Below are 25,871 nucleotides of genomic sequence, written 5' to 3'. Positions count from 1 at the left end.
TTTTTTCAGATAATCAGAAAATATTGAGTTAAATGTTATTCATCCATTTATGCCTTTGATTTAGAAGCCGAGCAACTTACGAAAATAACTAGAATAGGATTGACTAACAGGCACTTTTGCACCATTTCTCATTAATAATAAAAAAGTAGAATGAGAGTCAGGAAATATCTCTTGTATTTGATTAACATTCACCAAAAATGACCTGTGACAGCGAATAAAGTTTTCCTTTGGTAAAATATACTCAAACTCCTGTAGCGTATTTTTATGCGTACCAGAAGAGTAAATAGCATGAACATGTGTTTTACGATCTTTGGCTTCCAAGAAATATACTTCATTAAATGGAACAGGTACCCAACCATCACTTGTCTTTAATGTAACGACAGATTTCCCCTCTGTCAATGTTGGAAAAATAGCAGTCACACAACCTTCAATTTTTCCATTATTTTTAAATGGAACAGCCATCCCGTGATAAGGTACACCAAATACATCCCTATTAATAAACTCTGACACCTTTTGTTCAGCCTTAAGCGCTTTGTCAGCAATACTTCCTTCTTTTACAATATCCCCTGGCCGAATTTTCAAGTCAACACGTTTACTTGGACGATAGTAAATATACTCTGTTGTATTTGAAACTACAATTGACACTTCATCTGAAAATAACTCCCCAATTACATCTAGCAATGAACTCAGTGTAATTCCTTCCATCACAAAATCCCCTTTTTTGATTCGCTACTATTCTATCTTACGTGTTTTATTTTCATTTGCCTAGTTAAGAAACGTGCAAGAATATGTCTTATACCAAAGAAGGAAACATCAACTTGCTTTTCCTCTTTTAATAGGTTGATCTTCGTATTTAAGCCAGTTCACTCCTTTTTCTAATATAATTGAGATAATAACACCCATTATTAACCCATTTGCTAAAAATGGTTGAATGAGTACAGGTAATTCCGAAAAGATAGCAGGTGAAATATTCATAATACTAATACCAATTAATACAGGTGCTGCTAACCTAAATATCGTATTGGAATTAAACGTCTTTCCATTTAAACTACTGAATGCAGTACCAAATAATTGCATATAGGCAACAAACAAGACTGCGTTTCCAACTGTAACAGGCAACATTGAAAGAAATGAGCCTAAAATTGGAACAATACCAATGATCGTAAGTAAAGCACCACCGATAAAGAATGGCTTTCTTTCATAAATTCTCGTACTTTGCAAGAAACCAATCGTTGATGTAAATGGTGTATAGGGAACAAGTCCGAAACCAGATCCAATAATGGTAGAAATTGAAGTAATCAGCATTGAGCCTTTAAACTCTTTTTTTGCTGCTCTCCTTTGTAGAAGTTTTTCTGCAGCGTTAATAGAAGCAAATGTATTACTTAAGTTTAATAATACGGCAACAAAAGTGACTACGACAATTCCCATTTCAAGATTAGGAGCCCCTAATGGAAAAAGTTGGAAAGGTGCCGATGTTGTCATACCCGCCCCATCATTACCAAACAATAGGACATAACCAAGCCAGCCCCCTAAAAGGCCAATTAAGATAGAAAAATTGCTAATAAGTTGATTACCCTTCATTTTTAATGTAGCGACAATCAGCGCGAGTACTACAGAATAAAGACTTATACCTATATCAATGACGCCAGTCGAGGTCATCTTTAACATACCTTCAAAAAAGATAAACATTAATTGAAAAGTAAGCAAAAACAAATATACAGTCATTACCATCGGACTAAAGATGGCTTGCAATAATGAAAAACCACCACAAGCAATCAGCAAAATGGTCACTAGACTAGCTAAAACAATACCAGTAACAATCCCACCACCAATACGTTCTAATCCAATATTAAGCGCTTGTGCTGAAAGCCCAAGATTAAGGATAATTCCCCATAATAAGCCTGAATGCCCTTCCATAATCGGGAAACGATGACCTTTCCATCCTTGTAGTATACAAGTAATACCTGTAAGTATGAGTGATGCTCTAATCATCATTGCCATCGTTTCACTAGATAGCTCAAATACATTGGCAATGGAAATCGGAATGACAACAGTATTGGCAAAAATAAAAAAGACCCATTGTACGGAAGAAACCATTGTCATTGATGAAATAAACTTTTTCAATCTGTACACCACTTTCTACGTTTTTCATTTTCACATCTACTAGTATAATTCATTTTCAAAAGGAAAGAAGCCTTTAAAAAAAGAATTATGAAAAACGAAATATTTTGAAGCCCATATACGATGAAAATGATAAAAATTGGAGCTAATCTATATGCCTATACAAATAATAACCCTCTCCAAATATGAAGAGGGGCATGTGATTTAAATAGTTTTATTAATCATTGTTATTTTGAAATGATAATGCTTTTTTTGCTAAATTTGTGATTACTACATCATCCATAGGCGGATTATGGAGCGCAGCTCGCACATCACGGTAATAACGCTGCAAAGGATTTCTTTGTTGCAAGCTTTGTGCACCAACTATTCTCATTGCCCAATCGACCACTTTATTAGCACTGTTAGAGACAAGATGTTTGATGGCTCCAAGTTCTGCTCCTAATTCTCCTCGTTTATTCGGTTCATTATCCCAACGATCCGCTATAGAATAGAGTGCTGTTCGCGCTTTTAGTAGCTCGAGTTCCATTTCCCCAATTTTACGTTGCACTTCTGGTACTTCACTGATTGGACCAGGCAGGCTATTAGGTTGATATTCAGAAGCAAAAATAATGGCATAGTTCCGAGCTGCAATAGCAACGCCAATAAAACAAGCAGCTGAATGTAGTAACCATGCATTAGGAATCGCATAAAAATGAACACCTTCTAATTCGACTAATGCTGTTTCTTCTACAATTACATTCTCTAACACGAGATCGTCACTACGCGTGCCCCGCATCCCTAGCATATTCCAATTTGATTCCACTTTTAAACCAGGGTTCTCATGAGGTACAAGGAATATACCAATTTCTCCTGAAGCTTCTATCGTTGCTGTAATAAGAGAAAAATCTAACCCTGGTGCCATCGAAGCAAAAGATTTTCTTCCATTCAAGATCCATTGTGTTCCTTTTTTCACCGCAGTAGTCGCTGGTAGTCCACCACGGGTTGGACTGCCAGTTGCTACCTCAGTTGCACAGCGGTTAATCAATTTATTATCTTTGATAACCATTTCACATAACTTGGCAAACTGTTCTTCCTTCCATTTCCGTTTAACCCTTAAATCATAGATAACACCTAAGTGCCAACCAATACATAAAGCCGTAGACGCATCACCTTGGGCAATCCTTTCTTGTATTAAGAAATATTCATATAAGGAAATCTCTTTACCACCATATTCTTTCGGAATCGTTAAACTTAAGTAATTTGATTTTTTTAATTCTTCAAAATTTTCAAAAGGGAATTCTGCATTTTCATCAATCTTTTGCGCCCTCTTACTAAATCCTTCTGCTAATATCGTAGCTTTATGAAATAATTCTTCTTGTTGAGCCGTCTTAATAAATGGTCGAGCGAGTTGTTCAGCTAAATACGCTTCCTTAGATGAAGCTGTTATCGTGCTCATAGAATCCTTCCTCCCCGTCTGTTTCCATCTTCTCTTTAATACTCAATCATTAGGATAAATAGATATAGTAAAGGCTCTATCCCCTTTACTATATCTATCGTTTGAATTTATTATCTCTTATCTACATATTTAGTTAATTTATCCCCACCAATTTGAATGATTTGCACCAATACAACGAGGACAATTACTGTCGTAATCATAATGACATTATCATAGCGATAGTAACCGAAACGTATCGCTAAATCACCAATACCACCGCCGCCAATAATACCTGCCATTGCTGAATAACCAATTAAACTAATAGTCGTAATCGTTAAACCTTGAACAATTCCAGGTTTCGCTTCTGGGACAAGAATTTCCTTAATTATCATCCAAGGGGAAGCGCCTACTGCTACTGCAGATTCAATGACTCCTTTATCTATTTCTCTTAAGGATGTTTCTACCAATCTTGCAAAAAACGGAATCGCTGCTACAGATAATGAAACAGAAGCCGCTGTAGGACCAATAGTTGAACCTGCAATTAATTTTGTTAACGGCAATAGAGCTACTAACAAAATAATATAAGGAATAGAGCGGATCAAATTGACAATCCAACCGGTAACAGCATTTACAAATCTATTCTTTAAGAACAATCCTTCGTCTGTAACGAATAATAAGATACCTAGTGGAAGACCTAGTATAAGTGCCGCAACTAAAGAAATGGCGACCATATAAATTGTTTGTAATACAGCTGTATTTAGTTCAGGAAGTAACGCCTGAATGGACTCAAGCAACATGTTCAACTACCTCCAAATTCTGTGTTCTTTCTTGAATATATTGTATAGCTCTTTCTATTTCAGGTATTTCGCCAGTCAACTCCATAATAAAAATACCAAGAGGTACTTCTTGAATATATTCAATCTTGCCGTGAAGAATATTTCCTTTTACTTTGAATGTTTGGAACAGTTCAGAAACAACAGATTCTTCTGCTATTGCACCTTTAAATTGAATCTTAATGATTGTTCCCTTCCTGTTTTCAACCAATTGTTGTGGTAAGTCAAATTGAAGAACACTCTGAATGAAATCCTTTGTAAGTGGTTCAATTGGATTCGCAAATATATCATACACCGGTCCCTCTTCTATGACCTTTCCATCTTGCATAACAGCTAACCTATGACAAATCTCTTTGACTACTTCCATCTCATGAGTGATAAGTACGATGGTTAATCCTAGCTTTTTATTAATTGATTTTAATAAGTTCAGGATTGATTTTGTTGTTTTAGGGTCTAGAGCTGACGTGGCTTCATCGCAAAGTAAAACCTTTGGATCATTAGCGAGTGCTCTGGCTATTCCTACCCTTTGCTTTTGACCACCACTTAATTGTGTGGGATACTGATGAATTTTATCTGCTAAACCCACTAATTCTAATAGTTCTTTCACCCTGATATCTATTTCTTTCGGGCTTTTACCTGCCGCTTTTAAAGCAAAGGCAATATTCTCATACACTGTCTTCGAACTCGCTAAATAAAAATGCTGAAAAATCATACCTATCTTCTGCCTTGCTTTTCTTAATTCTTTACTTGTTAAAGATGTTAAATCAACGCCATCAATTTTCACTTCACCAGATGTCGGTCTCTCCAATAAATTTAGACAGCGTAATAAAGAACTTTTCCCTGCTCCACTATAGCCAATAATCCCGTATATTTCCCCTTCTTTAATAGAAAGGGATACATTGTCAACCCCTATTACTTGCTTCTTTTTGCTTTTATAAATTTTCACTAAATGATTGACTTCAATCATTTACCTCACCCTCCCTAAATCCTCTACAACATAAAATGAGCCTCTTTCACTTTGAAAGAGGCTCAACAAATGATTGTTATTAAACCTTATCTTTCAGAATGAAATCATTCTGCAGGATTTAGCACCTTCCCTTTAAAAGGAGGTTGCCGGACATCTTCGGGCCTGGTCCCTCAGTCTCTCTCGATAAGAATCATATTAAATTTAATGTGTTGCTTTGATAAAGGAAATTTTATCGGGTATTGAATTAATTGTCAATAGTATTTTGATTATTTATGCATTTACTTATCTTCCTCTTCGTTTAAACAAGAAGATAAAAAAAATTGTTCCTAATAAAGCTGTGATTAGACCCACATACAAGATGATTGCTGACGTTTTGAACTTTACTGTACTAGGTTGCTCTTCTTGTCCACGTCCCTCACCACCAGGCATACCTTCAAACCCTTCTGGTGTCTCAAAATCTCCTTCCTGCGGAAAGTCTCCATTGCCTTGCGGATGTTCAGGCATTTCACCATCAATGTTTCCTTCATTACCGTTTGGCGGTTGGAATACTTCTCCTCTTTCTTGACCTTCCTGGTCATCACCACCTGCTCGGCTAGGGAACATGTTATTGACTTCAGAAGCTTGTGATTCTACTTCTAATTCACCTGAAAGCTGAGCAAGTATCGATTCTGATCTCGCCTCAGCAAATGCTGGTAAACTCTCATCACCTTGCACTGCTTGTAGAAATTCTTCTGTTGTATAAAACTTGGTAGGATCCTGTTCTACATAAGGAAGAATCAATGTACTAATTTGTGTAGTTGTATTTTGGTAAGACTCTTTTGTCATATATTCTTCGGCAATCTTTTCAAGGTATGCTTCATATTGCTTTTTAAATTCATCATTTGCCAATAAAGCATTAAGTAAAGGCCTCTCATCTAAAGAAGTACCAGCTACAGGTTCTGAAATACTGAAATTAATCGTATCTTCACTCATTAAATTACTATTTCCCATGCCACCATCGAAGTTCCCCATTTCAGCTTGGTGAACTTGACCTTGTTCATCCTCACCTTGCCCACCTTCTCCTGGTGCTAGACCTTGTTGTTCCTGATTTTGATTTTTGTTTTGGTTTTCTTCAGCGATTGAAGAATCTCCGTTCATGCGTCCTCCGCCACCCATACCTACTCCAAAGCCGCCAAATGCCATATTATAGTCCCACGGAATGATTGAGAACTTACCATCATTTTCATATAAATAATAGTTGTGCTTCATTTGCCCTTGGTAACTATCCATGCTAACGACAGCCGTATTTACTGCAAAATATCGTAATACTTGATCCACATCTAAAGTTTTTTCTAAATTGCCACCATTATTGATACTATCTAACATATCTATTAACGCTTGTTCATCTTGCTCCTCTGATTTCAAGTTTAAACCTGAGTAATCATCAATATCATCACTTACCCATTTCAAGTCACTATTTGTACCATCTGGCTTGTACAATGATCCATATGGATTTTCAAAATATCTTCCAAGCATCACTTCGTCTACTTGTTCAACACCTAAATATAATCCCCATTCCTGACCATTAATGGTCACATACATATAAGAATAAGCAGGTGTGGGTAATCCCATATTCTCCATTAATTGATACGATAAATATTCTCGCATTTGCGTAGCATCACTAAATTGGTTATTTAGATTCAACTTTTTCAATCCATATAAAGTTTGATCGGTATAGTAATCAAAGTCTATTTTGAAGCTATAACGATCAGAATCTTCCATTCTAGCAACGGAAGAAAGGGAAGAATTCCCCTTTGTCCGAACAGCTACTTGGTTCAATTTAGTTCCATTTATCGTCACATTTGCCATCTTATATTCTTCTTCCGTCGGATTCTCTAGTATATCTTCCCAATCATCTTCTGCTAGGGTTAACTCAACTTGAGTCACTTTATTTTTATTGAATACTTTTGAAACATAAGAGTGATCAACTACTTCCCCTTTTGGAAGTAAATGAGGTAGAAAGAATAGAATACCAACAAATAAAACAGCCAACATTAGAAAAACGAGAACGACATATTTGCGTTTAATCATATTCCTTTCTCCTGTTCATTTACGCTGTAAAATTACCGTCATAGCTTAACATTACAGCCGACTCTACCCCGCTAAGGTTCGTTACATTATTCACCACTTGAGATTGCTCTTTTTTCATTCTTACTTCATAAGTAATTTCTACTTGATTACCATTCATGATAGATTTGGATTTCATCATATGTTTATTAGTGACCTTTGATAATAGCGATTCTAGTTGAGATTCCACATCTTCACCCCCATATTTTACAATGAGTAAGTAAGGGTTCTGAATCGTAATTTTGTTAACGAACAATACAAGTACGAGACCGATCATTAAACTGCCAATAATCACTAATGGAATAAAGCCTGCTCCGCAAAGAATACCGGCAACAATCGCCCAAAAAAGATAAACAAGATCCATAGGGTCTTTAATTGGTGTACGAAAACGGACAATGGATAAAGCACCAACCATACCTAGTGATAACAGGACATTCGAGGAAATTCCCATAATAATTAATGCTGTAGCCATGGTCATTATAATGAGGGATATATTAAAAGTATGTGAATAAATCACACCAGAAAATGTCTTCTTATATACTGCATAAATAAAAAGTCCAATTGCAAAAGCCATGAATAAACCTATTAGGGAATCTATAATTGAAAAACTCTCTGTCTTTTCTAAAAAGCTTGATTTAAATACATCTGAAAAATTCACACTTTCCATTTTGCTTTTCTCCTATTCTCTCTATAATCCATACATTCTACTTAATTGATATTTAGAATACGTGCCCTTCCTGCGATCTAGCATTTGCAGAAGCATTTTAATGACATCGGGAATGTATTCATCATACTTTACTTCAAGTATCATCAATTGATGATCAAGGGATGGTACCATAGGCATTGTCGTATTTAAAAAGTCGGGATTCCTTAAGCTTGTACGAATATTGCTATCAAAAGTGAGACGTACATTACCATATGGGTAGATATAAACATCCCTCTCATAATCGACAACCGTTACTGGCTTCAATTGATAACGAATCATGTTATGGAAAAGTTCCCTCATTAATGGTCTGGAATCATTCTCCATCCATAAAATGTCGCTAGCTCTAATAAGCTCATATTCCTCAGCTGTCATCCGACATTTTTCTTTATAGGTCAGATTATTCTTCTTACTTTTCTTTTCTAGATTAATTGTGTCAAAATCATTATTATATGTGCGAACCCTATATTTTGCCCGGTTCATATAGCCTTCTTTTTTTTCTATTAGTGCTTTGTTTTCAAAGTTATCAAAGTATACGCTACGAACATTATATCCCCCTCTCCCATTTGAATGGGGGTCCGCATTCATAAAGGAACTTAAGCGTTTTTTAAGTATAACCCCATCCATTTTTGAGATTTCATGTTTGAGCTCTTTCCTTCCTTTCAAAATCGTTCACCTCCTTTAAATATACGTTTTAATCTCGTATTCTTCGTATTTCTCATTTAGCCATTCCGTATATTCAGTAGAAAGCTTAGACTCTATTAACATCTCTTTTATTTCTTCTTTCGCATCTTCGAGATTGGCTTCTTTCGCTTCTTTATGATCTGTTACTTTAATAATGTGATAACCATAATCTGTTTTAACTGGATCACTCACTTCGTCCACTTCCATAGCAAAAGCCACTTCTTCAAATGCTTCTACCATTTCACCTTCACCAAAATACCCCAATTCACCGCCATTATCTTTATTTGAATCATCGGTTGAATAAGAAGCTGCTAATTCTGAGAAATCGTCACCATCATCGAGTTTTTGTTTTACTTCTTTGGCAGTATCCTCATCTTCTACTAGGATATGACTTGCTTCTATCTCTTCTGCCTGAGAAAAACTTTCTTTATTTTCTTCAAAGTATGTTTCCATCTCATCATCAGTAATTTCTATTCCTGGTGTGATCAATTTCTTTGAACCTAAGTAGATTTCGATATTATGTTCTATAGAGTCATAGGATACCCCGTTTTCATCTAACACTTCTTTAAATGCCTCTTCTCCCCCATATTGCTCCATATAGGCATCCATTTCTTCAGCCACTTCTTCTTCAGTTACAGTTACCTTCTCCTTATCCATTTCTTGAAGAACAATTTGATCAGATATTAATGTATCTAGAACAGAAGTGCCATATTGAGACATTAACGCTTCATTCAAATCATCTTTGCTTATATTTTCTCCATTGACTGTCGCTGCTTTTGAATGGCTATTGTATAAAACAACAGCAACTATGACAGCAGCAACAAACATACAACCAGTGGCAATCAATAATTTATTCTTTTTCAACTTGCTTTTCCCCATTTCCTTGTAACGTTACTTCTACTGTTTTCTTTTCACCATCACGATAAAAGTATATTTTAACCTTATCGCCAATTGAAAAGTCTTTATAAAGAGATTCTCTTAAGTCATTAGCGGCTGTAATAGTTTGATCACCAATTGAAACTAAAATATCCTCAGCTTGCAACCCCGCCGTTTCTGCTGTCGAACCTTCCTCAACTTGGGTAATAATGGCACCTTCTTCTACATTTTTTGGTAATTGTTCTTGATAAAACTGCGGTACTTGATTTAAGTCCATCAAACCAACACCTAGATAAGGTCGAATGATTTTACCATCCTTCATTAACTGATCAATAATGTTCTCGACATCGTTACTTGGAATGGCAAAGCCTAACCCTTCTACGCCACTATCAGCTATTTTCAAACTATTAATACCAACCATATTCCCATTTGTGTCAATAAGTGCTCCACCACTATTTCCAGGATTTATTGCTGCATCTGTTTGTATGACATTTAAATCCCATTCTCCGGCTGAGGTAGAGACTTCAATCGATCGATCCACTGCACTTACAATTCCTTGAGTTACTGTTCTGGATAAATCTAAGCCTAGTGGATTGCCTATTGCTAACACTTGATCTCCTGCACGAAGGTTTGAAGAATCAGTAAAAGAAAGGACTTCAGCGTCTACTTTTTCATTCACTTTTAACACGGCAATATCTGTTAATGAATCTGTTCCAACAAGTTCAGCTTGAAGCTTTTCACCATTATGCAGAGAAACCTGAATATTAGACGCTCCTTCAATGACGTGATTGTTTGTCACAATATACGTTTCATTGTCTGTTTGCTTGAAAATAACACCAGAGCCAGTACCACTTTCAACTGCTTCCCCACTTTGGGTGTTGCCTGTAGAATGACTAAAAGGGTTTGCTTGCTGCTCTTGCATGTTGACAACGCCTACGATTGCTTTAGAGGCTTTTTCTACTATATCTGCAATCGACCCATCACTCGTAGTTGATACCGTTTCAGCATTAACTTTGGAAACATTAGTTTCTGCTTGCTCCTGTACAACCTCCGTAGACTGTTTTGTTTCATTAGGAAAATAATTGATTGCTCCTAAAGTTAGGGCTGAGCCCATAACTCCACTTGCTACAGTCATTGTTACACTTTTAAACCAAGTATTTTTTCGCTTCGATTGATACTCGCGATTATCTTCAAAATGATTGAATTCATTCATTAAAAATCCCTTCTTTCATTTGATTTTGCTTGCCTTGTTTTATAATTTAATCAGTGAATGTGTCAGGCATATGTCAAAATAATTTTTTATGTAAAAAAAGAAATAAAAACCTCCGAATATTATTCGGAGGGAGATGGGTTTAAATTATTTTGCATAAAGTTTTGTACATTTTCGATTTCTTCTACTGTAGCGAGTTGCGTTTCATACCATCCCTTCTTTTCCATTAATTGAAAGATTTCCTTTTGGGCTTCTGCACTTGTTTTTAAGCACCCTTCATAAATATCTCTCAATTCATCATGAGTCGTTTCCATTAATGTGTGGCTAATAGCGGGAACTCTTCCTTTTGCTAATTCTAAACATAATTGCAACATTTCTCGTTCTGTTAATCCACGACCATTGATATTATTCGGCAATGAAACCACCTCCAATAAAATTAATGTAATTTCCTCGCTCGGTTGAAATAGGTTGATAATTCTGCAATCCTTAGCTGATGTTCCTCTGCTAATTTTTCCAATGACATCCTTACTTCTTCGTCCTCACAAAGAGAAGCACACCAGTTAAACGTCTTCGCTGTTATTTCCTCCGCCCGAATTTCATCTTCAATTGCCGACAATTCTTTCGTCGTTAACTGATACATTACGCCACCTCCCATACTCCTTTTTGTTAGTATGAAACATAAATGTATGTTTATTCCATAAGACGGTTATTTCTTTTATCTCTGCGGTTGGTTCCACCTTGGGTTAATTCTCGTTTTCTGTTTGTTAACGTACTCTCTAACACCTTTTGCGAAGCGTTCATTTGCGCTTTTCCTTCTGAATGACTTGCAAACAGCTTTTGCGAAGCGTTCATTTCTGTTTTTCCTTTTGAATGACTTCCAAACAGCTTTTGCGAAGCGTTCATTTCCGCTTTTCCTTCTGAATGACCTGCAAATACCTTTTGCTAAGCGTTCATTTCCGCTTTTCCTTCTGAATGACCTGCAAACACCTTTTGCGAAGCGTTCGATTCTGCTTTTCCTTCTGAATGACTTGCTAATACCTTTTGCGAAGCGTTCATTTCCGATTTTCCTTTTGAATGACTTGCAAACAGCTTTTGCGAAGCGTTCATTTCCGGTTTTCCTTCTGAATGACTTGCTAATACCTTTTGCGAGGCGTTCATTTCCGCTTTTCCTTTTGAATGACTTGCAAAAAGCTTTTGCGAAGCGTTCGATTCTGCTTTTCCTTTTGAATGACTTGCAAATACATTTTGCGAAGCGTTCATTTCCGCTTTTCCTTCTGAATGACTTGCAAATAGCTTTTGCGAAGCTTTCGTTTCTGCTTTTCCTTTTGAATGACTTGCAAATACCTTTTGCGAAGCGTTCATTTTCGATTTTCCTTTTGAATGACTTGCAAACAGCTTTTGCGAAGCGTTCATTTCCGGTTTTCCTTCTGAATGACTTGCTAATACCTTTTGCGAAGCTTTCGATTCCGTTTTTCCTTTTGAATGACTTGCAAATAGCTTTTGCGAAGCTTTCGTTTCTGCTTTTCCTTTTGAATGACTTGCAAATACCTTTTGCGAAGCGTTCATTTCCTCTTTTCCTTCTGAATGACTTGCAAACACCTTTTGCGAAGCGTTCGATTCTGCTTTTCCATCTGAATGACGTGCTAACGTATTATCCTCGGCTTTCAGTTCTATCTCGTTTTGACATAATACTTTTCCAAAGCACACAGCTCAATCGCCGAGTATCCAAGTACGAAAAAACCCGCAAACTTTCAGGTATAATCTGAAATTGCGGGTTAAATGTGAATAGATATCTTATAAAAGTAGGGAACGACATATTTTCATATCGTTGCTATAATAAAATCTTCTCCACCTTGCAGCATCAATTGATCTTTCCGTTCACGAAAATACTTCTCTTTTAAATCAATAGATGATAGATGAGTCACATCTTTTAGGCCTGCCTCTTCAGCTAGTGCTAGCATTTCTGAAGGGGTGAAAAAACTGATAAATGGCGTTCCACCTGCTTTTGCTCCTTTTTCTGCTTCATCCACCTCTTTCCGTTCATCCTGTTTTTTTATGTTTTCAAATGGGAGTAGGAAAGTCAGCGCCAACCTTGAGCCCTTTGCTAACTTACTAAACATTTTCAATGTATCCATAATGGCATCTATAGTTAAATATTGAGTAACCCCTGTTGAAACAACAACGGCAGGCTTCGTAACATCAAAACCATTCTTCTTTAATTGATCTAACCACCCTTGTTTCTCTTCAAAATTTACCGGTACAAATTTTAAACAATCAGGAATGTGGTACCCTGTTTCTTCCAGTCTTTTTTTCTTCCATAACTGTGTATCAACTTGATCGATTTCATAAATGGTCATCTGAGGACATAACTCTTGATGCCTTTGTGCAAAAGTGTCAAGCCCCGCACCAAGAATCACATATTGATCTACCCCTTTTTCAAATTGTTCAACAACTAAATCATCAACAAAACGAGAGCGAGCGACAATTGATGCTCTAAAAGCACTTGTATTTGCTACATCTATATCAGGACGTTTCTGCCAATCAACATTTGGAGAGATAAGTTTTAAACCGATATTATCATGAAAAATATAAGGTTTTTCATCAACAATTAAATGTAATGCTCGCCATAAAGACACTCTTACAGCTGTATGATCAGGTTCTTTCACTTTGGTCAATCCTTCCTAAAACTGTGCTTTTGATAAGGTAATTCGATCATAAATTCAGTACCACACTCAGATGTCTTAACTAAAATTAAATCACCATTCATTGATTGTGCTATCAGTTTACTAAATGGTAAGCCAAGACCTAACCCTCTTACACGAAGCTTCTTTTCTTGTCCACGAAAGAAACGCTCAAAAATGTATGGTACTTCTTCGTCAGGTATTCCCTTTCCACTATCATTAACTTTTATAGAGATATTCTTCGGTCCCGTATCTATTTTAACCTCGATTTTCCCTTTTCCATCCATTGCCTGGAAGGCATTATTAAGTAAATTAATTAGAATTTGTTGTAATCTTATCTGATCAATATGCACAAATAAAGGCGTGCTCGCTTGGTACACAACAAGTTGAAAATCCTCACTTACTTCATGCGTAATTTCCCATTGATAGACTGATTCTTTAATTAATTGATTAATTTCATATTCTTGTAGTTGAACTGGCATCACATTCGTGGCATAAGTGTTAAAGGCTAATAGATCTTCCACCATTTTTTTCATTTTTTCTGTTTCTAATATGGACAGTTTGATAAACTCTTTTGCCTCTTCACCTTCCACCACTCCTTCATGAACAGCCTGCAATAACCCGTCAATTGACGTTACCGGCGTTTTTAATTCATGAGTCACACCTGCTAACAGCTCCGTACGTAATGTTTCTAATTTCTCTAACCGTTTAGACATTTCTTTAAAAGAATGTACAAGCTCATATAATTCCTGTTCTTGGTATGAATCCTTTAAATCAATTTGATAATTCCCCGCTTGAATTTCCCTAGCTGCCTCTGCTACTTCTTGGATAGGTTTAGACAATCTCTTCGACAAGAAGTAAATCGCTGCCCAGCCAATTAATGCCAAACCAATAATCATCATAGCTAATAATCGATATTCTTGGTTTACTTCTGCTAGATTTGCTTTCGATTCTAGCATAACTACCCAGCCTACAGGCGCATCTTGATAAGTAATCGGTACTTTTACAACATAAAAAGCTTCTTTCGTTGCATCATTATTTAATTCTTGAACAGTTTTATCCTCATTTAAAAGAACTTCGGAAAATTGTAACATTCGATCTTGAGGCCGATTGGTTGTTAAAGTATTTCCATACGTATCAACAATTGAAATAAGTGGATCACTTTCTAAATCCATAAAACGTCCTCTATCATTCAAATACCCTGGGACATCTCCTTTTGGAATTGGCTTTCCTTCACTCATTTCTACAAAACGGTCAGCAATTTCTTCCGCCATTAACTCCATAATATTGAGGCGGTTTTCAACTGTGGTATGCCTAATCCATAATACAGAAAAAAAGGCGATAATTAGAAGTCCGACACAAAGTGCAAGTAAATAGCGAGTCGTCCAATATCGAAGTAGAGATTCTCTAGGTTTACTTTGTTGATTAGACACTTAATTGATACCCCAATCCACGTAAAGTCTTGATTTCACCTTCTTCTGAAGACCATGAATGCAATGCTTTTCTAATTCGTTTAATCGCTAAGTCTACCGCTCGATCGCTTCCCTCATATTCCCAACCCCAAACATGTTCAATTAATTGTTCCCTAGTAAATGTTTGATTCGGATGCTCTGCTAAAAAAATGAGCAAAGCAAGATCTCTAGGCGTTAACTCAATGACCACACTATTTAATGTAATTTTATGAGACTTAATATCAATTATCAGACCACCGTACTTCTTGATTTTTTCATCACTTTTACCAGTCCTTCTTAAGACCGCTTGCACTCTAGCTACAACTTCTTCTGCATTAAATGGTTTAGCGATATAATCATCTGCTCCTTCATTTAATCCATTTAATCGATATTGAACGTCCGCTAGAGCGGTTAACATAATAACAGGCGTTTTCATTTGCGCTCTGATTTCCTTTAAAATTGACCATCCATCCCGATCTGGCAACATAACATCCAATAAAACAAGTGATGGATGATATTCATTTAATTTTTGGATTGCTTCAGTTCCATTAAATGCTTGGACAGTTTGAAAGTTTGCCTTTTGTAAATAAACTTTTAATACTTGGCTAATTGGTAATTCATCTTCCACTATTAAAACAGTTCTCATTTCACTCACCATAATCTCCTGACGTATGTTTTACTATTCATTATCGTTCTGCTTCATGTCAAGTAGATGTCAACTTAAAAGAAAGAATGACAAACGCATTTCTTTGTTATCTTAACATTATTTGTTATGATCAGATTAACTTAAAAGAAGGAGTGAAGTAAATGAAGTCGAAACAACAATTAGGTAAATCTGGACTTTTTGTTAATCCTATTGGTCTTGGAACAAATGCAGTGGGTGGACATAATTTATACTCCAACCTTGATGAAGCACAAGGAAAAAAACTGGTTCATGAAGCATTGAATAATGGCGTGAACCTTCTTGACACAGCCTTTATTTACGGGCCTGAGCGGTCAGAGGAACTCATTGGGGAGGTTTTACAAGAAAGAGGCAAACGTGAAGAAGCAGTCATTGCGACCAAGGGCGCTCATAAATTCGTTAAAGAAGATGTGGTGATGGATAACAGTCCCAGTTTCTTAAAACAATCTGTAGACGATAGCTTACGTAGACTCCAAACTGACTATATTGACCTTTATTACATTCATTTTCCTGATGAATCAACACCAAAAGACGAAGCAGTTGGAGCGTTGAAAGAACTGAAAGACGCGGGAAAAATAAGAGCTATTGGCGTATCTAATTTTTCTATTGATCAATTAAAAGAAGCCAATAAAGATGGTTATGTAGATGTATACCAAGGGGAATACAATTTATTACAGAGAAACGCCGAGGCAGACTTACTTCCTTATACAAAAGAAAACAATATTTCATTCATACCTTATTTTCCACTAGCATCTGGCTTATTAGCAGGGAAATACGATAAAAATACAACATTCAGTGACTTGCGTGCTAACTCCCCACATTTTCAAAAAGAGGTTTTTGAAGATAACTTAGCAAAAGTAGATGAATTACGAGGTATTGCCCAAGCGAAAAATGTGGAAGTCGCCCATATAGTTTTAGCCTGGTATTTAACAAAAGACAGCATCGACGCAATTATCCCAGGGGCTAAAAGAGCCGAGCAAGTGTTGAATAATTTAAAAACATTAGAAGTGCAACTTTCCGGAGAAGAAATAGAGCAAATCTCTACCATCTTTAAATAAGACAAGCCGGTTCAAAATATAGTCAGAACAATACCAAATACACGAACAAATTCAAAAAAATGGATTTGTTCGTGTAAAATACATATTTCAAACTATGCTAAATCCCATATATCTTTTCTCCTCATTCCTTTGCTTTAACGACAATCACCTTCGTATATTGTGTGGTTTTACAGTCAGATAAATCTTTATCATCGATAATTTCTAAATCTAGTGCAGACTGAATTCTCTTCTCATCTGGTATTTTTTGAATAAGTTGATGCTGATTAATAGATTCTAATTTGTTTACCGTCTTCTCTCTATCGTACTGCTCTTTCACCCTAATTTGACGCTGTAATTTATATTGGGAGAGGATGAGTTCACCTTTTTCGTTTCTCCCTACCGCTTGATCAAAGTATTCATTGAATACTTTTTTCATAGCACCTAACTCTTCATCAATTTGTTTTTTTAATCTGCTGAGCTCCGCATAGCGTACAAGTACTTCATTGGTAATCACCCTATTCGTATTCATGCTGTCCCCTCTTTCATTCGTTGTTATTTCATTGTATTGACCAACCTCAACTGTTATGACAAAAAGAGAACATCACAACTAAAGCCCATATAAAAAAACGCCTTTCAAAAGAAAAGGCGCTCTTACATTACTTTTTATCTTTTTTATCAAGTGTTAAAAGAATCCACATAATGGTTCCGGACAAAACACCTGCACCAGCTGAAATCAACGTTCGATCACGTAATACTAATTCTGCTGAATCAGCTTCCAGCATATTAAACGCTATTATCGCAACTACAATAGCAACAATAATAATTGTTGGGAATTTCTTCAAACGTCATACTTCCTTTCAATGAACATTACTAATTCTAGTATAACTTATAAATGATCAATAAATAAACGAATGACATCTGCTCCGCCAATAAAAGTTCCTAATGAGCTACCGAGATTGGATAGCACAATAATGAGGAGAATTCTAGTTACTTTATTATTCCAAAACCCTTTCAATGTAAATACATCTTCCGAGAGGTTTTCGAAATCGCGAACGTTCGGACGCTTAATGAATGCTTGGACAAATCCGGCGATCCAACCTACAGCCAACAACGGACTTAAAGATGTAAATGGCGCAGCAATAAATGCTGATAATATTGTAAGAGGATGTCCAAATGCAATAGCAGCCCCTAGAGCAGCGAGCCCTCCATTCCAAAGGGCCCAACTAATTGTTTGTTGTACTCCAGCCGATGGATTCATGAGAAAAGTAAGAACAATAAGGACTAAAATTGCTACTGGAATCATCCAGCCAATTACTTTTGGCGCATTTGATTTTGGTGGTACCTCCGTTAATTTCTTGAGATCATGTTTTTTCTCAAATTCCCTTTTAATACCTGGAACATGAGCTGCTCCTAATACAGCAACAACCTTTTCACCGGGCGCATTCTTTATTTTTTCTGCCAAATATTGATCGCGTTCATCAATTAAAGGTACTTTTAATTGTGGGAATACCTCAGTAAAATCATTTAAAATGGAATCAATTGAGTCTTGATTTTTCATTTTTTCTAATTCTTCTTCAGTTATCGTTTCATTGCTAAATATACCGGCAAATACTTGTGAAAGTAACATTGCTTTTCCCTTAAAACCCAGTCCTCTCCAGATACGAGAAAACGTAATTTGGATATTTCTATCAGCTAACACAAGCTTTGCTCCGGTTTCCTTAGCAGATTCAATGGCTTGAATCATCTCTTGTCCTGCTTTAATTCCGAATTGTTTAGCCATACGATTTTGAAAAGAGGAGATAGCAAGATTCATTAATAAAAGTGTTGCTTTCTTTTCTTTAATCACCTTAAAAATATCCATGTCTTTCCATTTATTTCCTTCTGTAATAGACTCATATCTACCTTTATCTAATTCAATACATACGGAGTCAGGCTGCTCTCTTTCAATCACTTCTTTTACTTGCTCCGCACTATTTTTGGATATATGTGCTGTACCAATAAGGATATATTCTTTTTCATACATATGTATTCTCGTGATATTTTCTTCTGACATGCAACGATCTTCCCCTTCATCTAACCTAACCGTACTTTTTATACATATAACCATACTAAACTAGAAAATGCAAAATGAAAATTGATTTCTCTTATTTCTTTAAAAAAACACTCCTCCATGTTATTCCCTTATTCCTTTTAGTTATAAATATTGTATTTCACACAAATTAGATAAAACATATGAATAGTATCCCTATTAATTGGTGGGTGTTATGTATCATCTTGAAAAATAATCAACTCAGATAAGTATGTATTGTTTTAAGCATAATTAATTTTAACGAAATTAAAAAACGCGATCAAATGAGATCGCGTTTGCTTAATCCTAATTAATACTCATAGAGTGCGTCATTCTTTTTTAAAGTCAATTGTACTTCGAACTGTATCGATTGGTCTGACTAGGCCTTCAATTTGTTCTCTTTTAGATTCGAAGAATGGTGGCAGTGACAACGATTCACCTAGTGTCTCATATGGTTCATCTCCCATAAACCCTGGACCGTCTGTTGCCAGCTCAAATAGAATTTGCGGTGCAACTCTTGTATACAAAGAGCCGAAGAAGAAACGGTCAATAAAACCTGATGATTGGTAGCCAAATTGCGCCATTCTCCCAGTCCAATGATCAATAGCTTCCCTATCTTCCACTCTAAAAGCAGCATGATGGACGGTACCGTATCCTTGACGTGCCATCGGTAAAACGGTATTATACTCAACAATTACTTGTGCACCATTACCACCTTCGCCAACTTCAAATAAGTACAAGTCACCTTCTTGGGCAATTTCTCTAAACTCTAATACTTTCATCAGCATTTCTTTAAAATAATCAATATTAGATACACGTACAAAGACCGGACCAAGGCCAGTAATCGCATACTCTAAAGGAATAGGACCATTTTGCCACGGTGTCCCAGCTTCGACACCTTTATTATTTTCATCGGAAATAAGCTGATACTGCTGACCATCAAAATCAACAAACGGCAAAACTCTTTTGCCAAATTGCTCTTGTATACCGCTATGGGCAACATTTAACCGGTCAAACCTTTTCACCCAATAAGCCAATGCCTGATCACTAGGTACACGGAAAGATGTTTGAAAAATTTCATTTGTACCATGAACACCTTTGGGTATATTAGGGAAATCGAAGAAAGTCATATCTGTTCCAGGACTTCCCGTATCATCTGCGAAAAACAAATGATATGTTTGAATATCATCTTGATTGACAGTCTTTTTCACTAATCTCATACCTAAAGTATAGGTGAAAAATTGATAATTCTTTTCTGCACTACTAGTAATCGCAGTTACATGATGAACGCCTTTTATACCGTACATCGAATCATTCCCTTCTAGAATTAATATCTACATAATAATTTAAAAGTATTTATATATCTTGAATTAAAATATCTTTAACTTGAGATAAAATTATCACGAATTCGATTTTCTGTCAACTTATTATGATTGCTCTATCCCATTTTACAGAAAAAAACTTTTATGACAAAAACGATAAAAATAGTAATATAAATGTAACCAGTTTAATAAAGGATTTTTGCTAACATTGTATAATAATTAACTATTAAAAAAAATAAGTGGAATCCACAACCATTAATAGGAGGTAGTCATTTTGAAAAGCACAGGCATTGTTCGTAAAGTTGATGAATTAGGGAGAATAGTCATTCCAAAGGAACTAAGAAATACTTTAGAAATTTATGAGAAGGATCCACTTGAAATATTCGTTGAAAATGATCGAATTATATTACAAAAGTATAATGCCAGTAAAGCTTGTCAAATAACTGGTGAAATCGAGAACGATAATTTAGTGCTAGCCGACGGGAAAATTGTACTTAGTAGAAAAGCAGCAGAATCACTCATAACAGAAATTAGAAACAAACAATCACTGTTACATTTTAAATAGGCGATTAAGAAACTAGGCTCTTCAAGTATAGAATGAGAGCCTTGTTTTTTTATGGTTGCTTTAATAATTGTTTAACTGGTTCTATATACTTTTGATAATTCTCGATTAATCCACTTGGAAGCTGTTCAATAGGAAAGAATTGTGCAGACAAGGTTTCCTCACTATTTGTAGTTAATTTCCCACTATAGTCATTTGTCATATAAACCGCAGTAATGGCATAAAACTGATCACCGTTTTTTGTACGTACAAAGAATTCCTTACCTGAAAACAACTGAACAAACGAAAGATTCTCGACTACAAGCCCCGTTTCCTCTCTAACTTCTCTTTTCGCTACTTCCTCCATACTTTCACCTAAGTCCATTAATCCTCCGGGTAAGCCCCAAAGAGACTCCGGCCTTTGTTGTAGCAAAATCTCATTTCGGTCATTCACGATAACAACAACAGCTCCAGGTAAAAGTAATGGCTCCTTACCTACATACTCTCTTATCTTTTTATAGTATTCCATTTCGTCTTGCTTCCCCTCTCCCAATCTTAATAAGAAAATTGATAATCGTACTCTCCTGTTTTCGTAATAGTAATATCGATATTTATATTCGCAATAGAATTTTCTGTTAGTGTAAACCTTCCTTTGTAATCATGCTTCCAACGGTCATAATCTTTTCTATACACAAGTTCTTCAAGATTATATATATCTGCTTTTATGTTTAAAGCATTCTCATAGGTCTCTCTAATTTCCTTCTCCATTTTTTCGATAATTTTTTCCTTCAGAATGGGTAACGAAATTTCTTTATGAACCTCAATGATTCCTCCATTTGCATTAATATCGATATCAAATTTATCTTTGTCTAATTCATTTATTTTCAAATGTGGGTCTAATTGGGTAATAATGAGATTTACTTCATCATTATTTTCCAATTTGATTCTTAACGGAGACCTTTTTGTGGTCTTTGTTACCCAACGTAAGCCTCTGAATTGACTTATTGGTAAGCCCCCTAAATATTTCTTTTCCTTTAAAAGGAAGACTCCAGAGCTTTTAGCTGAATCATTTGTTGCTCCCTTAGTTCTCCAAACATCCTCTTTTACTGATATCATCGGTAGTTTTGTGGTGGTAGCTTTCTCAGTAAAGTCTGAATAGAACCGATGCATTCTGATAGGTGAAATGATAGAGTGTACATGATAAGCTTCCTCTGGATTAAAAAGTGTTGTTTGAACCGCGGAGCTAAAGAGACTTGTTACTAGTAGGATATCCTCAATCGAATCTTTCGTGCCATACATCCAGTTAGTTTCCCGTATCTGTTGAAAACGAGCCAAACTGTCACTTATTTGATCAATCCCATGTTGCAGTAATCGTTCATGAAAAATAATGATTCCTATATGTGCCCAGTATACTATTTGATTGGATTTATCGTAAATCATATTTATAGCAGCTTCCATTGATTTTCCTTGCCCTTTAGCAACCCAGACTTTCGACGGCACTGTTGCTGCTTGCTCCGACTTTGCTACACCTGCAAAAGACACTACCTGTGCGTACAATATATAATCCTCTTTTTCCTTATCATAATCAATGCCAATGGCGGTTATATATTGCATTTCCACAATGTCCTTTTCATCCCAACAACCACTTAATAGAAGAGCACATACGATAATAGGTATAAGGATTTTTTTCATTTTAGCCTACCCTTCGTGTCATCCTTAGGTCGCATAGTACTTGACCTTTTTTTTCGTAAAAGATATGGTTTTTCTAAAATACTTGCAAATGTATCTTTAAATGACAAAGGAGAAAGTGGAGCTAAATAAGGCAAACCAAACATCTCTAGTCTAGATAAATACAATATCACTGAAAAAATACTGATAAAAAAGCCAAATAAACCGAGTACTGCTGAAAAAAGCAAGATAAAGAAACGTACAAGGCTTAAGGAGGCACCGAGTGACTGGTTAACAAGGGTATACGCAGCAACAGAAGTGACACCAGCAATAACAAGCATGGTGGGAGCTGTTAAACCACCTCTTATTGCTGCATCACCAATGATTAGCCCCCCTACGACCGTTAATGTTTGTCCGATAGCCCTTGGAAGAGTATTACCTGCTTCCTTAAATAACTCAAATAAAGCTAAGACTAAAAATGCCTCTAACGGTGGTGATAATGGTAATCCCATTCGCGATACTGTGATAGTCGCCAAAAATGGGAAAGGCAATTGATCCATATGAAAGGAAATCATAGCAACATAGAATCCTGGCAAAATACTTGATATGACAAGACCAGTTAACCTAAAAAACATTTGCATATTCGTATAATAATATTCTGTGAAGCGATCTTCCGGTGTTTTTAATACTGAAAATAATGTAGTTGGACCAACCATTACAGTAGGACAACCATCCACAATAATGACAAATCTACCTAAATCTAGATTAGCAACTACGTTATCAGGACGTCCGGTATAATTAAACAAGGGGAAAAGAGTATAGTACTTACCTGACAATACCTCTTCTAAATCGGTTGTACTAATAATCACATCTGTTTCTATTTTTGCTAACTGGCTTTTTAAATCAATGACATATTGCTCCTTTATTATATCTTTCACATATAATAAACTAATTTTTGTTTTCCCACGTACCCCTAACTCAATTGCTTCATTTACTAACGTTGAGGTTTTATACCGTTTTCTTATTAACGCAAGGTTAATATGCAAGTCTTCCACAAAACCATCTCTTGGTCCTCGAAAAGATAATTCTGAATTGGACTCTTCTGGTGATCGGTTTGGAATTTGAGGGAGATCAAATTTAAAGATTTCATCTAATTCTTCCACTAGAACAAAAACCATACCAGAAAAAATATCTTCAGCTATTGATTCTTTATCTTCTTCCTCCACATTCACTTGATACATCAGTAATTGCTCATTTTCTTCCCTTTTTTCTTCTAGGCGTCGGTCTGCTAAAAAACTTTCTTCTAACCTACCTAAAGCCTCACTTAATTTACCTTTATCGATCATTACTTCAGAAAAGAGAACAACCACTTTCCCTGGTTGTGGATAATACTGAAACGAATAATTAACAAATTGCACGTCGCCATTGATTGCGAATTGCTGCCTTAAGTATTGCTCATCCAATTTATCAGTCTTCGGCAGTCTTTTCTTATTGTTTAATCGCGTTTTCATTTTTTTCCACTCTTCCTTTAATTAATAGGATTAGATGAATACTGAGCGTCACAAGTAGAATCCCAATAACTGTAATAGAAAAAAAGTAATGATCAATCATGATTTTATAAGTCGGTCCATCAATCGGTAAAGATAGTCCGATTATTAAAAAAAGACACACACTAATTAATAAAATCACCTTTCTTTTTTGCGTCTTAAAATGAAATAAATCCCCAATGATAAAGATAGACAAGCTAATACGAATAAACGCACCAGAAAGCCATTGATAAATAGAAAGAAAATCTAACTTATTTAAAAATTTCCCTAAGGTTATTAAGCGCCATTGTGCATAAGCAGGGTTCGTTAACTCTGCTGCTTGTGAAGGACCAAATTCAGTAATCGCACCAATTAAAGGGCCAAAATTAACAAAGACGAAGAAAATACATATCGGAATGAAAAATTTTAAAGATATGTTATCATTAATATGATGCTGTAATAAAACTAACAAAAAAATCTCCAAAAGCCCTCCTGATAAAATAACAACACCAAAAAGAATAGGTGCCCATCCTTCTTCAAAAATGGGAAAAAGTAACGAATAATCTTTAAACTTAAAATTGGCTATCATAATAAAAAAACCAAGTAAACAAACGATAGGAAATAGAATTCCACTAGCAATTGTAATTGCTTTTATACCTGAGAGGGCAGCTAATAAACAAAGAATGATTAAAATGATAAATAAAACATACTTAGGTGTTTGAATCATATAATTGGTATTCACCCAAGAAAAAGTTGTATATAATGTAACAAAGACATTGATGAATAAAAGAAATAATATCAGTGCTCGAATGGCATTATACACAATTGGAGGACTGCTTGTTTTTAACCAGTTCATCAGGTTTTGTTGCCCTGTTTTCTTTATTATTATGTAAATGAGAGGAATCCAAATAATATAAAGACTTCCAGCTATCATTAAACTAACCCAAGCACTACGTCCTGCCACGCTTAATACAGAGGGCAATACAATTACATGGGTCATCAAACCTATGGCAAGGCCCAAAACAGGAAATGAATTTAAAGCGGTAATACTTCGAACCATCATCTCTTACCTCCCTTTTTCTTAATATGAGGGAAGAAGTTGGTTTTTATTCCAAAACATATTTGATTTTACAACCGCAACAATTTAAAAAAGGGGTTTTGTGATAAAGCATCACAAAACCCCTTTTTATAGAATTACCGAAGAAATCTCAAACCTGTACTTAATACTGTTGGTATAATAGAAGCGTGATTTTCTCCTTCTATTTCCTTATAGATAACTGACAGTTGTTCCATTTCATTGATTTTCTCATAATACTTTCTAACAGCTATCAATAAATGTTCTTTCTCATCCCCACCTGCTGCTAGAAAAAGGCGAATGTCAAGATTCTCATGCCTTTGTTCAAATCGTTCCATAAAAGCTGGCACTTCTTGCATGAGAGCTTGACCATTCCACCAGATCGAAGGACTACAAGCGAAATACGCCTGATAAGAAGTTGGATTTTTCATCATCGTCATTAATGTGAATAACCCACCTAAAGAATGACCAAATAAGGATTGATTCTCTTGATTAACCGGAAACTCTTTATTAATAGCTGGTTTTAACTCATTTTCTATAAAGTTATAAAACTGTTCCGCTCCCCCAGTATCTCCCCAAGCACTACCATCTGGTCGTAGTGGTAATTGGTCACTTTCTGCAGGTGGGGTAAAATCAAAGACCCTCCTTGAATGAAAATCTTTAGCTCCATATCCTATACCTACAATAATCACTTCAGATACGCCTGTTTTAGCAGACCGTTTCGCCTGCAGCCGAATAACTTCCTTTATCAACTGAAAATAGGCATCACCATCAAGTACATAAAGAACACCGTAGCCTTCAGGTGGGGGTGGACTCTCTGGCATATGAATTGAAATGACATAGTCTTGCTTTGTTTTAGAATGTACTGTCCATTGTTGTATTTCTCCATGTAACACTTTCCCATCC

28 protein-coding genes and 1 riboswitch are annotated in these 25,871 nt (G+C 35.8%); of the genes, 2 read left to right on the top strand and 26 right to left on the bottom strand.

Annotated features, from left to right (window positions below; translation table 11 throughout):
- Positions 1-60: 60 nt before the first annotated feature.
- The 17 genes from MKY26_RS00460 to MKY26_RS00380 form a co-directional block, all read right to left on the bottom strand.
- Entirely contained in the window at positions 61-705 is a 645-nt protein-coding gene (locus MKY26_RS00460; protein WP_095370143.1) for a LytTR family DNA-binding domain-containing protein, read from the bottom strand.
- 108 nt (positions 706-813) lie between these two features.
- The gene (locus tag MKY26_RS00455; protein ID WP_445293113.1) at positions 814-2,133 is read right to left on the bottom strand and encodes a uracil/xanthine transporter; all 1,320 of its coding nucleotides are present in this window, start codon (positions 2,131-2,133) and stop codon (positions 814-816) included.
- A gap of 205 nt (positions 2,134-2,338) precedes the next feature.
- Positions 2,339-3,556 (bottom strand): acyl-CoA dehydrogenase family protein, encoded by a 1,218-nt coding sequence (locus tag MKY26_RS00450; protein ID WP_341091802.1) that lies wholly within the window; start codon positions 3,554-3,556, stop codon positions 2,339-2,341.
- A gap of 110 nt (positions 3,557-3,666) precedes the next feature.
- Complete coding sequence (locus MKY26_RS00445; protein ID WP_095370145.1) at positions 3,667-4,332, bottom strand: methionine ABC transporter permease; 666 nt, start codon at positions 4,330-4,332, stop codon at positions 3,667-3,669.
- Positions 4,322-5,335 (bottom strand): methionine ABC transporter ATP-binding protein, encoded by a 1,014-nt coding sequence (locus tag MKY26_RS00440; protein WP_341091800.1) that lies wholly within the window; start codon positions 5,333-5,335, stop codon positions 4,322-4,324. Before MKY26_RS00440 ends, MKY26_RS00445 begins: the two co-directional genes overlap by 11 nt.
- A gap of 83 nt (positions 5,336-5,418) precedes the next feature.
- Positions 5,419-5,525: riboswitch (SAM riboswitch) on the bottom strand.
- 92 nt (positions 5,526-5,617) lie between these two features.
- Positions 5,618-7,405: a CotH kinase family protein gene (locus MKY26_RS00435; protein WP_341091798.1), complete on the bottom strand. Its 1,788-nt coding sequence runs from the start codon at positions 7,403-7,405 to the stop codon at positions 5,618-5,620.
- Between the two features lie 19 nt (positions 7,406-7,424).
- A complete protein-coding gene (locus MKY26_RS00430) occupies positions 7,425-8,108 on the bottom strand; it encodes a DUF4956 domain-containing protein (RefSeq protein WP_095370148.1) in 684 nt (227 codons plus the stop codon).
- 21 nt (positions 8,109-8,129) lie between these two features.
- Positions 8,130-8,810 carry a polyphosphate polymerase domain-containing protein gene (locus tag MKY26_RS00425; RefSeq protein ID WP_307317599.1) on the bottom strand — a complete coding sequence of 227 codons (681 nt, stop codon included), beginning with the start codon at positions 8,808-8,810 and terminating at the stop codon, positions 8,130-8,132.
- Positions 8,811-8,825: 15 nt separating this feature from the next.
- Complete coding sequence (locus tag MKY26_RS00420; protein ID WP_322910021.1) at positions 8,826-9,692, bottom strand: peptidylprolyl isomerase; 867 nt, start codon at positions 9,690-9,692, stop codon at positions 8,826-8,828.
- Entirely contained in the window at positions 9,679-10,917 is a 1,239-nt protein-coding gene (locus MKY26_RS00415; protein WP_341091795.1) for a S1C family serine protease, read from the bottom strand. Before MKY26_RS00415 ends, MKY26_RS00420 begins: the two co-directional genes overlap by 14 nt.
- A 119-nt stretch (positions 10,918-11,036) precedes the next feature.
- Entirely contained in the window at positions 11,037-11,330 is a 294-nt protein-coding gene (locus MKY26_RS00410) for a spore coat protein (RefSeq protein WP_095370151.1), read from the bottom strand.
- Between the two features lie 20 nt (positions 11,331-11,350).
- On the bottom strand, positions 11,351-11,554 hold the full coding sequence (locus MKY26_RS00405) for a hypothetical protein (RefSeq protein ID WP_095370152.1): 204 nt from the start codon (positions 11,552-11,554) through the stop codon (positions 11,351-11,353).
- Between the two features lie 50 nt (positions 11,555-11,604).
- Positions 11,605-11,817 carry a hypothetical protein gene (locus MKY26_RS00400; RefSeq protein WP_341091794.1) on the bottom strand — a complete coding sequence of 71 codons (213 nt, stop codon included), beginning with the start codon at positions 11,815-11,817 and terminating at the stop codon, positions 11,605-11,607.
- A 39-nt stretch (positions 11,818-11,856) separates the two neighbouring features.
- Complete coding sequence (locus MKY26_RS00395) at positions 11,857-12,621, bottom strand: hypothetical protein (RefSeq protein WP_341091792.1); 765 nt, start codon at positions 12,619-12,621, stop codon at positions 11,857-11,859.
- 113 nt (positions 12,622-12,734) lie between these two features.
- Positions 12,735-13,580 carry a class I SAM-dependent methyltransferase gene (locus MKY26_RS00390; protein WP_341091788.1) on the bottom strand — a complete coding sequence of 282 codons (846 nt, stop codon included), beginning with the start codon at positions 13,578-13,580 and terminating at the stop codon, positions 12,735-12,737.
- A gap of 5 nt (positions 13,581-13,585) precedes the next feature.
- Positions 13,586-15,028, bottom strand: a complete 1,443-nt coding sequence (locus MKY26_RS00385; protein WP_095370155.1) for a sensor histidine kinase — start codon at positions 15,026-15,028, stop codon at positions 13,586-13,588.
- Positions 15,021-15,692: a response regulator transcription factor gene (locus MKY26_RS00380; RefSeq protein WP_095373506.1), complete on the bottom strand. Its 672-nt coding sequence runs from the start codon at positions 15,690-15,692 to the stop codon at positions 15,021-15,023. The genes MKY26_RS00385 and MKY26_RS00380 overlap by 8 nt, the downstream gene beginning before the upstream one ends.
- A 161-nt stretch (positions 15,693-15,853) precedes the next feature.
- Between MKY26_RS00380 and MKY26_RS00375 the strand changes: the two genes are divergently transcribed.
- A complete protein-coding gene (locus tag MKY26_RS00375) occupies positions 15,854-16,786 on the top strand; it encodes an aldo/keto reductase (RefSeq protein WP_251162923.1) in 933 nt (310 codons plus the stop codon).
- A gap of 121 nt (positions 16,787-16,907) precedes the next feature.
- Here the strand turns inward: MKY26_RS00375 and MKY26_RS00370 are convergent, their stop codons facing one another.
- The 4 genes from MKY26_RS00370 to MKY26_RS00355 form a co-directional block, all read right to left on the bottom strand.
- Positions 16,908-17,294, bottom strand: a complete 387-nt coding sequence (locus MKY26_RS00370) for a hypothetical protein (protein ID WP_307317619.1) — start codon at positions 17,292-17,294, stop codon at positions 16,908-16,910.
- 127 nt (positions 17,295-17,421) lie between these two features.
- Entirely contained in the window at positions 17,422-17,607 is a 186-nt protein-coding gene (locus tag MKY26_RS00365) for a hypothetical protein (RefSeq protein WP_095370157.1), read from the bottom strand.
- 44 nt (positions 17,608-17,651) lie between these two features.
- Positions 17,652-18,818 carry a TraB/GumN family protein gene (locus MKY26_RS00360; RefSeq protein WP_341091786.1) on the bottom strand — a complete coding sequence of 389 codons (1,167 nt, stop codon included), beginning with the start codon at positions 18,816-18,818 and terminating at the stop codon, positions 17,652-17,654.
- A gap of 344 nt (positions 18,819-19,162) precedes the next feature.
- Positions 19,163-20,140 (bottom strand): ring-cleaving dioxygenase, encoded by a 978-nt coding sequence (locus MKY26_RS00355; RefSeq protein WP_341091784.1) that lies wholly within the window; start codon positions 20,138-20,140, stop codon positions 19,163-19,165.
- Between the two features lie 289 nt (positions 20,141-20,429).
- On the opposite strand from MKY26_RS00355, the gene MKY26_RS00350 reads away from it, so the two are divergent.
- Positions 20,430-20,720 (top strand): AbrB/MazE/SpoVT family DNA-binding domain-containing protein, encoded by a 291-nt coding sequence (locus MKY26_RS00350; protein WP_095370159.1) that lies wholly within the window; start codon positions 20,430-20,432, stop codon positions 20,718-20,720.
- 49 nt (positions 20,721-20,769) lie between these two features.
- On the opposite strand, the gene MKY26_RS00345 is transcribed toward MKY26_RS00350, so the two are convergent.
- From MKY26_RS00345 to MKY26_RS00325, 5 genes are all read right to left on the bottom strand, one after another.
- The gene (locus MKY26_RS00345; protein WP_095373508.1) at positions 20,770-21,225 is read right to left on the bottom strand and encodes an NUDIX hydrolase; all 456 of its coding nucleotides are present in this window, start codon (positions 21,223-21,225) and stop codon (positions 20,770-20,772) included.
- 26 nt (positions 21,226-21,251) lie between these two features.
- Positions 21,252-22,388 (bottom strand): Ger(x)C family spore germination protein, encoded by a 1,137-nt coding sequence (locus MKY26_RS00340; protein ID WP_095370160.1) that lies wholly within the window; start codon positions 22,386-22,388, stop codon positions 21,252-21,254.
- Positions 22,385-23,875, bottom strand: coding sequence for a spore germination protein (locus MKY26_RS00335; RefSeq protein ID WP_328199577.1), 1,491 nt, complete (start codon positions 23,873-23,875; stop codon positions 22,385-22,387). The genes MKY26_RS00340 and MKY26_RS00335 overlap by 4 nt, the downstream gene beginning before the upstream one ends.
- Entirely contained in the window at positions 23,853-24,953 is a 1,101-nt protein-coding gene (locus MKY26_RS00330) for an endospore germination permease (protein ID WP_341091781.1), read from the bottom strand. Before MKY26_RS00330 ends, MKY26_RS00335 begins: the two co-directional genes overlap by 23 nt.
- Before the next feature lie 131 nt (positions 24,954-25,084).
- A complete protein-coding gene (locus tag MKY26_RS00325; RefSeq protein ID WP_341054678.1) occupies positions 25,085-25,861 on the bottom strand; it encodes an alpha/beta hydrolase in 777 nt (258 codons plus the stop codon).
- Positions 25,862-25,871 lie beyond the last annotated feature (10 nt).

Origin of the sequence: Cytobacillus sp. FSL R7-0680 (genome assembly GCF_038009245.1) — a bacterium.
In the GTDB taxonomy this organism is placed as follows: Bacteria; Bacillota; Bacilli; order Bacillales; family Cytobacillaceae; genus Cytobacillus; species Cytobacillus kochii.
The sequence above is the reverse complement of the archived record's forward strand: the minus strand, read 5'-3'. Positions and strand labels throughout refer to the sequence as shown.

Excerpts from the sequence above, each read along its gene's own strand:
- MKY26_RS00405 (WP_095370152.1), bottom strand. The coding sequence starts at position 11,554 with ATGTATCAGTTAACGACGAAAGAATTGTCGGCAATTGAAGATGAAATT.
- MKY26_RS00450 (WP_341091802.1), bottom strand. The coding sequence starts at position 3,556 with ATGAGCACGATAACAGCTTCATCTAAGGAAGCGTATTTAGCTGAACAA.
- MKY26_RS00415 (WP_341091795.1), bottom strand. The coding sequence starts at position 10,917 with ATGAATGAATTCAATCATTTTGAAGATAATCGCGAGTATCAATCGAAG.
- MKY26_RS00430 (WP_095370148.1), bottom strand. The coding sequence starts at position 8,108 with ATGGAAAGTGTGAATTTTTCAGATGTATTTAAATCAAGCTTTTTAGAA.
- MKY26_RS00440 (WP_341091800.1), bottom strand. The coding sequence starts at position 5,335 with ATGATTGAAGTCAATCATTTAGTGAAAATTTATAAAAGCAAAAAGAAG.
- MKY26_RS00330 (WP_341091781.1), bottom strand. The coding sequence starts at position 24,953 with ATGATGGTTCGAAGTATTACCGCTTTAAATTCATTTCCTGTTTTGGGC.
- MKY26_RS00445 (WP_095370145.1), bottom strand. The coding sequence starts at position 4,332 with ATGTTGCTTGAGTCCATTCAGGCGTTACTTCCTGAACTAAATACAGCT.
- MKY26_RS00370 (WP_307317619.1), bottom strand. The coding sequence starts at position 17,294 with ATGAATACGAATAGGGTGATTACCAATGAAGTACTTGTACGCTATGCG.
- MKY26_RS00460 (WP_095370143.1), bottom strand. The coding sequence starts at position 705 with ATGGAAGGAATTACACTGAGTTCATTGCTAGATGTAATTGGGGAGTTA.
- MKY26_RS00340 (WP_095370160.1), bottom strand. The coding sequence starts at position 22,388 with ATGAAAAAAATCCTTATACCTATTATCGTATGTGCTCTTCTATTAAGT.
- MKY26_RS00400 (WP_341091794.1), bottom strand. The coding sequence starts at position 11,817 with ATGAACGCTTCGCAAAAGCTGTTTGGAAGTCATTCAAAAGGAAAAACA.
- MKY26_RS00380 (WP_095373506.1), bottom strand. The coding sequence starts at position 15,692 with ATGAGAACTGTTTTAATAGTGGAAGATGAATTACCAATTAGCCAAGTA.
- MKY26_RS00335 (WP_328199577.1), bottom strand. The coding sequence starts at position 23,875 with ATGAAAACGCGATTAAACAATAAGAAAAGACTGCCGAAGACTGATAAA.
- MKY26_RS00375 (WP_251162923.1), top strand. The coding sequence starts at position 15,854 with ATGAAGTCGAAACAACAATTAGGTAAATCTGGACTTTTTGTTAATCCT.
- MKY26_RS00345 (WP_095373508.1), bottom strand. The coding sequence starts at position 21,225 with ATGGAATACTATAAAAAGATAAGAGAGTATGTAGGTAAGGAGCCATTA.
- MKY26_RS00355 (WP_341091784.1), bottom strand. The coding sequence starts at position 20,140 with ATGTACGGTATAAAAGGCGTTCATCATGTAACTGCGATTACTAGTAGT.
- MKY26_RS00360 (WP_341091786.1), bottom strand. The coding sequence starts at position 18,818 with ATGTCAGAAGAAAATATCACGAGAATACATATGTATGAAAAAGAATAT.
- MKY26_RS00435 (WP_341091798.1), bottom strand. The coding sequence starts at position 7,405 with ATGATTAAACGCAAATATGTCGTTCTCGTTTTTCTAATGTTGGCTGTT.